Here is a 9378-nt window from a genome sequence, read left to right on the forward strand (position 1 = left end):
CCCTGCGTCTCGGTGATGAGCAGGACGTGGTCCCGTTCGCGGGCCGCGTCGAGGGCGCCGCGGATGAGGTCACCGGGGCCGGTGCCGGGGTGCGCACCGGCCGGCGCTGCGAGGTCGACAACCTCGTCAGTCGGACAGGTCCGCGAACGGACGCAGTTCCAGTCGCCCTTCGCGGGCCATCGGATGGGTGCGGGCCACCTCGATCGCCTCGTCCAGGTCGGCGCACTCGAGCAGGTCGAAGCCCACGATCACCTCGGCGGTCTCCGCGAACGGCCCCTCGGAGACGAGCAGTTCACCGTCGCGAACACGGACGGTGGTGGCCGCGCTGGTCGACGCGAACACGTTGCCGGTCAGGCGGCGGCCACGAGAGTCGTTCTCCGCCACCCACTTGTGGATGTCGGGAAGCTCGGTGGGGTCGGTGTCCGGCTCGGTGTCGCTGCAAACGAACATCATGTACTTCATCTGGTCGCTCCCTGGTTTCTCGGGGTGTCGCCAGCATGACGATCGGCGGGCGGCCTTCCGGACACCCTCCCCCGAAAAACTTTGGTCAGTCTCCGCTGGCGGCGCGGCGACGGGCCTCGCGGGTCTTCATGGCGTGCTCCATCAGCGTGACGAGCACCTCCTTGCTGGACTCACGCTGCCGAGCGTCGCAGAGCAGCACCGGCACACCCGGGTCCAGGTTCAGCGCGGCCTGCACCTCGTCGAGCCGGTACTTCCGGGCGTCCTGGAAGCAGTTCACCGCCACGACGAAGGGCGTGCCCCGACCCTCGAAGTAGTCGATCGAGGGGAAGCAGTCGGCGAGCCGGCGGGTGTCGGCCAGCACCACAGCGCCGATCGCCCCCAACGCCAGCTCGTCCCAGACGAACCAGAACCGGTCCTGCCCCGGCGTGCCGAACAGGTACAGCACCAGGTCGTCGCTGATGGTGATCCGGCCGAAGTCCATGGCCACTGTGGTGGTGGTCTTGCCCTCCACCCCGGACAGGTCGTCGATGCCGACCCCCGACTCCGTCAGCACCTCCTCGGTGCGCAACGGCCGGGTTTCGCTGACCGCGCCAACCATTGTCGTCTTGCCCACGCCGAAGCCGCCCGCGACCAGGATCTTGATCGCGGTGGGCAGTGGCGTCGCTCCCGCCGGCCGGTCAGAGTGCCCGTAGTCCATTGATTACCGCCTCGAAGATGCTGTTGTCGGGAAGACCGGCCGTGGTCTGCGGCTCGCGGACCTGCACCAGGCTGCGGGCCGCCAGATCACCGAGGAGCACCCGGATGGTGCCCACCGGCAGGTCGAGATGGGCGGCGATCTCGGCGACGGACTGTATGCGTTGGCACAGCCCGACGATCGCCAAATGCTCGGGACCGAGACCGACCTCGGGCGTGACCTCGGCTCGGGTCGCCGTGACCAGGGAGATCAGGTCGAATGTGCCGGTGACCGGGCGGGCCCGACCACGCGTCACCGCGTACGGACGCACCACCGGACCGGCGTGGTCATCCACCCACTGATGGTCTGCGGACTCCCCCTGGACCGTCATCGCCGCTACCTCTCGCCGACCTGCTGATCGGTGCCGCGCGACGGCGATGCGACGTACTTGCCGACGCGGGTGACCAGCATCGCCATCTCGTAGGCGATCAGGCCGACGTCGGCGTCCTCGCTGGCCAGTACCGCCAGGCAGGCGTTGCGGCCGGCCGCGGTGACGAACAGGAACGACGACTGCATCTCGATGATGGTCTGCTGCACCTGCCCACCACCGAAACGCTTGCCGGCGCCTCGGGCGAGGCTCTGGATGCCGGCCGCCATCGCTGCGAGGTGCTCGCCGTCGTCCCGGCTCAACCCCTGGGAGGAGGCCATCATGAGGCCGTCGGTGGAGAGCGCGACCGCGTGTTCGGCCTGCTTCACCCGGCCCACCAGGTCATCCAGCAACCACGTCAGGTCGGCGCTCGAAGCCGTCTTCTGGGTCACTTCGTCGTCCTCTTCTCGCCCGGCTGTGCGCCGTTGTTCGTCTGGGCTCGACCGTCACACCGCGCGGCAACCCGCGTCGTCGGTGCTCGGTCAGGTCGCTTGTGGATCCTCGTCGGTCGGCTCGGACGGCGTCGCCGCCGGGGTGCCGGAGGCGCCGCCGAGCAGCCGAGCCGCGTCGGTCCGCCCACGCCGGGTGCCGGTCTGGTAGGAGCTCATCATCCGGCGGACCTGCTCCGGTGGGCGCACCACATCCTCGTCGTCGGTTTCGGACACCGCCGGGTCGTCCCGCAACTCGGGAACGATGTTCGCCTGTCGGACCCGGACGGGCAGGCCGGAGTCGGTCCGCTCCGCATCGGCGCGGGCGGGCACCGGGCCACCGTCGCCGGCCGGGGCCGGCTCCGCGTCGGGGGTCTCCGGGCGGGTGCGGTCGACGGCGGGCAGGCCGGTTGGCACGGTCGGGGCTTCCAAGGCTGGCTGAGCCGGCCCGCGCCGGGCGCGGGTGGGCAGGTCGGGGGTGCCGGTCGCCGGGGTGGTCCGCTGTCGGGTGGGAAGAACGGTGTCCGCCTCGGCCTCCTCGTCCGTCGTCGGCGCGGTGGTGTCGGCCGGCATCGGCGCCGCCGAGGTCACCGCCACCTCCGACGGGGTGGTCGTCGGTGCGGCGAGCGCGACCGGTGCGAGGGACGCCGGACGGCCGCTGTCCGTGGCGGGCGCCGACGGCATCGCGATGGCCGAGCCGGTCCGGAACGACCCGGAGTCCTCCGGGGAGACGTCGGCCTCGGTGACCAGCTCCAGCGGGATCAGCACGACAGCCGTGGTGCCGCCGTACGCGGACTCCTTGAGCCGTACCCGCACGCCGTGCCGCTCGGTCAGCCGGCTCACCACGTAGAGCCCGAGGCGGGCGGCGTTGGCGAGATTCAGCTCGGACTGGTCGACGATCCGGTGGTTCGCAGCGGCCAGGTCCTCCTCGCTCATGCCGAGGCCCCGGTCCTCGATCTCGATGGCGAACCCGTTGGAGACCAGTTGACCGCGGACCTCGACGGTCGTGTGTGGCGGGGAGAACGACAGGCCGTTCTCGATCAGCTCGGCGAGCAGGTGGATGACGTCGCCGACCGCGCGTCCGGCGAGCGAGACCGGCCCGAGCGGCAGCACGTTGACCCGGGTGTAGTCCTCCACCTCGGCAACGGCGCCGCGCACCACGTCGACCATCGGGACGTTGCGCCGCCAGGCCCGACCGGGGGTGGAGCCGGAGAGCACGATCAGGTTTTCCGCGTTGCGCCGCATCCGGGTGGCCAGGTGGTCGACCCGGAACAGATCCTCCAGCTCCTCCGCGTCGTGCTCGCGGCGCTCCATCGCGTCGAGCAGGGTGAGCTGGCGGTGGACGAGCGCCTGCGTGCGTCGGGCCAGGCTCAGGAAGACCTCGCGGACGTTGCGACGCAGGTCGGCCTGCTCGACGGCGGTGCGCAGGGCGGTCTCCTGGACCGCGTTGAACGCCTTGCCGACCTGGCCGATCTCGTCGGTGCCGAACTCCAGCGGGGGCGCCTCGGTGGCGACGTCGACCTCCTCGCCTCGACCGAGCCGCTCGACCACGCGGGGCAGCCGCTCGTCGGCGAGCTGCCAGGCGGCCTGCCGCAGCCGCTCGAGCTGGCGCAGGAGCGTCCGGGCCGTGGTGATGGAGACGACGACCGAGGCGATGACGGCGAGCAGGCCGAGGCCGGTGGCGAGTACCAGCCGGACGACGACCATCACGGCGACGCCGGTGGCCCGGTCCACGATGCCCTCGCCGCCGGTGGTCACTGTGTCGTTCACCTCGGCCAGCGCCGGCTCGACAGTGCCCCGCCACTGCTCGGCGCCGACCGGCAGTTGGGTCGACGGCCGGCCCTCCCGGATGATGCTGTCCTGCACGGCGCGCAGTCGGGTGAACGCCTCACCCTCGACGAGCTGCTGGTAACGGCGCTGGTCGGCGTCGGCGAGGCGGACCCGGACCTCCTCGCCGAGGAACCGCTCCGCGGCGACCAGGCTGGTGTAACGGACGTACTCGGGCCCACTCATCCGGCCGTTGCCGAAGAGGCCGCTGAGCAGCGCGTCCTCCTGGGAGATCAGCTCCTTCATCCGGTTGAGCTGGATCAGGGCCCTGGCCTCGCCGGCGATCTGCTTGTCGTCCAGGCTGCCCGTCACGTCGTAGATCTGGAAGATCGACTCGATCGCGTCGGTGTACGACTCAGCGGCGGCGATCCGGTCGATCTTGCGGTCCAGCACCTCCGCGCGGGTCCGGTCCAGGGTGTTGACCTGGGCGATCGTCATACCGAGCTGGGTGTCCAGTGCGGAGCTGCCGGCGACGTCGACCTGCCAGTCGCGCACCGAGTCGGCGAAGTCGGCGGCCAGCTGCGCGGTCTTGCGGTGTTCGGCCTCGAGAGCCGTCCGCTGCGCGGCCTCGGGGTTGCTCAGGTACGCCTGGGTCAACCGCCGCTCCACCTGGAGCTCCTGCAACAGCGGCTCGCTCGGCGTGTAGACCTTGCTGTTGATCAGCTGGACACCGAGCAGGTTGAAGCCGTCGCGCAGGGTCACCCACGCCGCGAACATCCAGAGCGCGACCAGGGAGAGCAGCAGGGCAACAACCTTGGTGCGGATACTCGTACCGCGAGAACGCATTGAACCGTCCCAGGCCGGGCGTTGACTCAGCTCATCAACGAATGATCAGAGGGGGCGACGTCCCACCACAGCGGGGCATCCGGGGCTGAGGCTCTGCGTACGCTAGCAGTGTCCACACAACCCCTCAAGTTGCTGTTTTTGTTGACTGGTAACCGCAATCCACCACCGATCGGTCGACACCGGAGGCACGGATGCCGGCCAGTCGGCAGGCGGCGAGCACCGCGGCGCGAACGATGACGGTCGGACAGTACAGCTCCTTGCCGTACCACAGTGGAGGGTGCTCCCGGGTTGCGGATTCGTGCAGGTAGGCGTGTCCACGCGCCACGGCGTCGTCGACCCGTGGCACAGTCGTCGGCACCGTCAGCAGCACCTGGAGGGCGTACGCGGTCTCCTCGGCGGTGCCGTCCCACCGCCCCCACGAACCGTCCGCGCGCTGGCTGTTCAACACCCAGCCGGCCGCCCGATCCACCGCCTCGGCGGCGGCCGCGCCCCGCCCGAACTCGGCCAGTGCCAGCACGCAGCAGGCGGTGGCGTAGTACGGCGAGGCGTGCCACCGGTCCTGCCAGGCGCCGTCCGCGCGCTGGTGCCCGGTCAGCACCGCACTCAGCCGGTCGACCGCCCGGTGATAGCGCGCCCCCGCGTCCGGGTGCCGGCTCAGGCGCTGACCGAAGGCGTCCAGCACGTGGGCGTTCGTGGTGACCGAGAAGCCGTCCTCCCCCGGCCAGGTGCAGAAACCGTCAGCCGTCTCGTACGCCCACAGGCTGGCCGGGTCTGCCGGACGGCCGAGCCGGGCCAAAGCGTCGAGGCACACCGCTGTGGTGTCGGCGTCGGTCGGCAGGCCGTCGCCGGTGGCGATTCCCTGGCCGGCGGTGGCGGCGGTCAGGCTCTCCAGGACGGAGGCCGGTGGTGTGATCGTGATCCCGGCCCGGTGCAGACCGCTCAGCACCCAGGCCCGCTCGAAGACGGTGATCGGTGCCGGGCAGGGCACCGGGCCGCCTCCGTCCCGGATCAACGCCCGCAGGAACGCGTGCGCGGTGGGGCCTGCGGCCGGGCCGGCCGCGGTCAGCCAGGCCGCGGTCGCGGCGGGTGAGGCGCCGACCGCGGTGAGCGTTGGGCCGGCGTCGGTGGGTACCGCGTCCAGGATCTCGTGGAAGTGGGCCAGCTTCGGTGGCAGCGGCTTTCCAGCGGCCGCCGCGGACCGCACCGCGCGCAGCCGGTCCCGGCTGAGCCCGGTGGGCAGCGGCAATGGTGGGCGGGGCAGTCGGGCGGCGGTGGCCCGCTCCAGCCCGGCGAGCCGGTCGTTGATCGTGTCGACAAGCGCCGGGACGATGAGGTCCAGCGCGGGGGTGTCCGGCAGGGTCCGGGCGTCGTTGGGGAGCAGCGTGCCGACGAGCGCACCGAGCCCGCGGGCCACCGGAGCGAGCAACTCCTCCCCGGCCCTGCCGTCGGCCAGCTCCGCGAGCAGCGCGTCGGTGGCGCTCAGTGTCGGTACCAGGGCGTACCCCTCGGGTGGGCCCCACGCCCCGTCCGGGCGCTGACCGCGCAACAGGAACGTGATCCGCTGGTGGTGCCCGGGCAGCCAGGGAGCGACGGCGACCAGCCGCCCGGTCTCGTACACCGACGCGGCGACCTGCCCCCACGGCCGCCGGCCAAGGCCGGCGATCAACTCGCGGGCGGCGTCGGCGACCGGGGCGGCGGTCGCCTCGTCGGCGAGCACCCGGGTGGCGCAGTCACTCATCGCGCTCCCCCCAGAAGTCCGACAGCTGGTAGAAGCCGCCGGTGAAGGAGATCTGCCGGTTGAGGTAGTCCGCCTGGCGGGGGCACCGCTCGGCGAGGGCTGCCAGGTCCCCCCGAGACCGGGCGGTCAGCTCGGCCAGCCGGTCGTGTACCTGCGCCGGGTCGTCGACCAGCGAGAGGGCGTTCAGGTCACCCCACTCGGCGTCGCGCTTCTGCGTGGCGAGGTCGTTGACCAGCCGCAGCACCCGCTGCACGCCACGTCCGGCGTCCAGCAGGTCGGTCAACTGGGCGAGGGTCTTCTCGTCGCCGGTGGCTATCCAGTGGGTGACGTTGACGAAGGAGCTGCCAGAGTTGTCGGCGTTCTCCAGGTAGTGGTCCAGGTCTGGCAGGCGTCGCCCGGTGGTCGGGTCGGTCGGCAGGTTCTTCCAGTCCCACTCCCGAGCCCCGGCGGCGAGCATCCGGGCCAGCTCGTCGCGCCAGATCGGGCGCAGCCGGGCGAACGCCGGCACGGTGGCCAGTTCGTCGCGCAGGTCGGCCAGCAGCCGGGCCAGGTGTCCCCCTGGTGGGGGCACCGCGCCGTCGGCCACCGCCAGGCAGTCGTTCACCACCTGCCGGACGTCGTCCACGGACCGGGCGAGGTAGTCGACCTGCCAGTCGGCCGCGAAGACCCAGAGCACGGTACGGGTGGTGATCCGCAGTTCGGCGGCGGTGTGCCAGGGTGCGATGAAGGCGACCACTGTGGCCACCGAGCTGAGCAGCGCCGGGTCGAACGGTGCGGCGTCGAACAGCTCCGGGTGGGCGGCGGTGACGCCCTGAAGGTCGCGTACGCCGCGCACGGCGAGCGCGCACACCCGGCCCTGCTCGGCGACCGCGTCCTGACCGGCCCGTGCCGGTCGCGGGGTCTCGGTCACGATGCGACCGGACGCTCGACCGGGGTGAGGATGACCTCGGCCCGCTGCTTGGGTTGCAGCGAGGCGCCCATCCGAGGCGTGAGGTCGGCGGGTTCGCGCAGCCGGAAGCGGTAGCGGCTCAGCACTGTGCTGACGATGAGCTGCGCCTCCAGCAGGAACAGGTACTGCCCGAGGCACTGGTGCGGGCCCCCGCCGAACGGGAAGTAGGAGTAGCGGTAGCGCCGCCGGGGCAGCTCCGGCGCGAACCGCTCCGGGTCGAAGAGCGCCGGGTCGGTCCAGAACGTCGACATCCGCTGGGTGACGTACGGGCTGACCAGCACTGTGCCGCCGGCCTTGATCCGCACCCCGCCCAGCACGTCGTCGCCCACTGCGGTGCGCGGGATCATCCAGCCGGCCGGGTAGAGCCGCAGCATCTCGTCGAGCACCATCCGGCCGTAGCGCAGGTGGGGCAGGTGCTCGCGGCCGACCCGTTCGGCGCCGACCACCCGTTCGATCTCGTCGGTCATCCGCTCGGCCACGTCGGGCCGGGACGCCAGGACCGGCCAGAGCCAGGAGAGCAGAGCGATGGTGGTCTCGGTGGCGGTGGAGAACATCGCGACCACGTCGCCGCGGATCGCGTACTCGTCGGGTTCGCTGCCGTCGGCGCGCGGCCGGCAGAGCGTGGAGATGATGTCGTCGCCGTCTGTGGGATGGGCTCGGGCCTCCCGGATGATCGGCAGCACCACCTCGTCGATGGCGCGCACCGCGTCGCGGAAGCGCCGGTCGCCGGGGATCGGCACCGCGTACGGCACGGCGGGCATCAGCAGCCGGGGGAGCATCGCTGTGGTGAGGGTGTTCAGCGCGGCGCTGATCCGCAGGGCATCGGGGACCGAGATCCGGTCGGCGAACAGCACCCGCATCGTGGTGCGCAGGACGATCCGGGTCAGCTCGGCGCCGCCGTCGATCGGGCGTCCGGCGAGCGCCGGTTCGAGCCACTCGTCTACCGCCTCGTTGATCGCCTCGGCCATCTTGTCGACGAGCGTCTCGGCCCGCTTGGCGGTGAACAACGGTTGCAGCGCGCCTCGGCTGGACTCCCAGATCTCACCCTCAGCGACCAGGATGGCGTCACCGACGATTCGACGCACAGGTCGCCAGAGCAACCCGTCGCCGTCGCGGGTGTAGTTGGCAACGTTGTCCCGCAGGACGCGTTGCAGGTGCTCAGGATGGCTGACGAGATAGGGGCGGAACGAGCCGAGGTTGAGCCGGATGACCTCGCCGTCGGCGTCCTGCGCGAAGTTGACGAGCGCGCCCAGCGGATCGCGAACCAGTGCCGGCAGAGCGCTTCGTAACGGGATTGTCCGGGGCTCGGTGCTGACGGTGGCGGGGCGCGCCTCGGACACCTGCGACATCGAACCACGTCTCCTCGTCGTCCCGGCGACCGCGGCGGTCCACTTCGGTCGGGCGGGTTGATGAAACTTTCACCTTCTGGGCCGCCGGAAGCATCTCACCTAACGAGGGGCACCTCCAGACTTGCGGACGGCGCAATTTCCATCTAAGCGCGCGCATACCCGTCGATGTTTACATCTGACCGAAATCCTGAATGGATATTCAGGAACAACACCGCACCGGGCGCGTCGGCGGCCCAGCGCGATGGGCTAACCGGCCGCGTGCCGCCGACCTGGCTGCGGCGGCGGCACCGGACGGACGGCCTCGGGCTGGCCGGTGCGGGTCGGTGATCCAGGACGCACCGGTACCCCCGAATCCGGGCGATGCCCGGCACCCTGTGCCAGGCTCTGTGACATGGACGACAAGACCATCCTGAACCGGATCTCCGAGCTGGTCGACGAGGAACACAAGCTGCGTGCCGACGCCCAGGCCCACGAGTCGGGCACCGAGGGCGAGGCCAGCGAGCGACTGCGCGCCCTGGAGGAGTCCCTCGACCAGTGCTGGGACCTGCTGCGCCGCCGCCGGGCCGCCCGGGAGACCCACGGCGACCCGGACGCCCAGGGCGAACGCCCCAAGCCCGAGGTGGAGCGCTACCTGCAGTAGCCGACGTGGCGGGTCGGGCGGTGTGGCCGCCCGCACCGGCGTCGGCCATGCCCGCGTTGCGCAGCACTGTGAGTCGGGCGTCGGCGGCCCGCAGCACCT

At 71.5% G+C, this 9378-nt stretch carries 9 protein-coding genes; 1 reads left to right on the forward strand and 8 read right to left on the reverse strand.

Annotated elements, in window-relative coordinates:
• Positions 1 to 126: 126 nt before the first annotated feature.
• From AB0C20_RS32565 to AB0C20_RS32600, 8 genes are all read right to left on the reverse strand, one after another.
• Positions 127 to 462 carry a YciI family protein gene (locus AB0C20_RS32565; protein WP_357191609.1) on the reverse strand — a complete coding sequence of 112 codons (336 nt, stop codon included), beginning with the start codon at positions 460 to 462 and terminating at the stop codon, positions 127 to 129.
• 85 nt (positions 463 to 547) lie between these two features.
• Positions 548 to 1159: an ATP/GTP-binding protein gene (locus AB0C20_RS32570; RefSeq protein ID WP_196924375.1), complete on the reverse strand. Its 612-nt coding sequence runs from the start codon at positions 1157 to 1159 to the stop codon at positions 548 to 550.
• Positions 1140 to 1526, reverse strand: coding sequence for a DUF742 domain-containing protein (locus AB0C20_RS32575; protein WP_030337267.1), 387 nt, complete (start codon positions 1524 to 1526; stop codon positions 1140 to 1142). Before AB0C20_RS32575 ends, AB0C20_RS32570 begins: the two co-directional genes overlap by 20 nt.
• Before the next feature lie 5 nt (positions 1527 to 1531).
• Positions 1532 to 1954, reverse strand: coding sequence for a roadblock/LC7 domain-containing protein (locus tag AB0C20_RS32580; protein WP_203125012.1), 423 nt, complete (start codon positions 1952 to 1954; stop codon positions 1532 to 1534).
• A 90-nt stretch (positions 1955 to 2044) separates the two neighbouring features.
• A complete protein-coding gene (locus tag AB0C20_RS32585) occupies positions 2045 to 4603 on the reverse strand; it encodes a nitrate- and nitrite sensing domain-containing protein (protein ID WP_357569439.1) in 2559 nt (852 codons plus the stop codon).
• 124 nt (positions 4604 to 4727) lie between these two features.
• Entirely contained in the window at positions 4728 to 6341 is a 1614-nt protein-coding gene (locus AB0C20_RS32590) for a prenyltransferase/squalene oxidase repeat-containing protein (RefSeq protein ID WP_357569440.1), read from the reverse strand.
• Positions 6334 to 7251, reverse strand: coding sequence for a terpene synthase family protein (locus tag AB0C20_RS32595; RefSeq protein ID WP_357191616.1), 918 nt, complete (start codon positions 7249 to 7251; stop codon positions 6334 to 6336). Before AB0C20_RS32595 ends, AB0C20_RS32590 begins: the two co-directional genes overlap by 8 nt.
• Positions 7248 to 8585, reverse strand: a complete 1338-nt coding sequence (locus AB0C20_RS32600) for a cytochrome P450 (RefSeq protein WP_357191651.1) — start codon at positions 8583 to 8585, stop codon at positions 7248 to 7250. Before AB0C20_RS32600 ends, AB0C20_RS32595 begins: the two co-directional genes overlap by 4 nt.
• Before the next feature lie 445 nt (positions 8586 to 9030).
• Between AB0C20_RS32600 and AB0C20_RS32605 the strand changes: the two genes are divergently transcribed.
• Positions 9031 to 9279 carry a DUF2630 family protein gene (locus tag AB0C20_RS32605; protein WP_091403743.1) on the forward strand — a complete coding sequence of 83 codons (249 nt, stop codon included), beginning with the start codon at positions 9031 to 9033 and terminating at the stop codon, positions 9277 to 9279.
• Positions 9280 to 9378 lie beyond the last annotated feature (99 nt).

Source organism: Micromonospora sp. NPDC048843 (genome assembly GCF_040649965.1).
Lineage (GTDB): Bacteria > Actinomycetota > Actinomycetes > Mycobacteriales > Micromonosporaceae > Micromonospora > Micromonospora hortensis.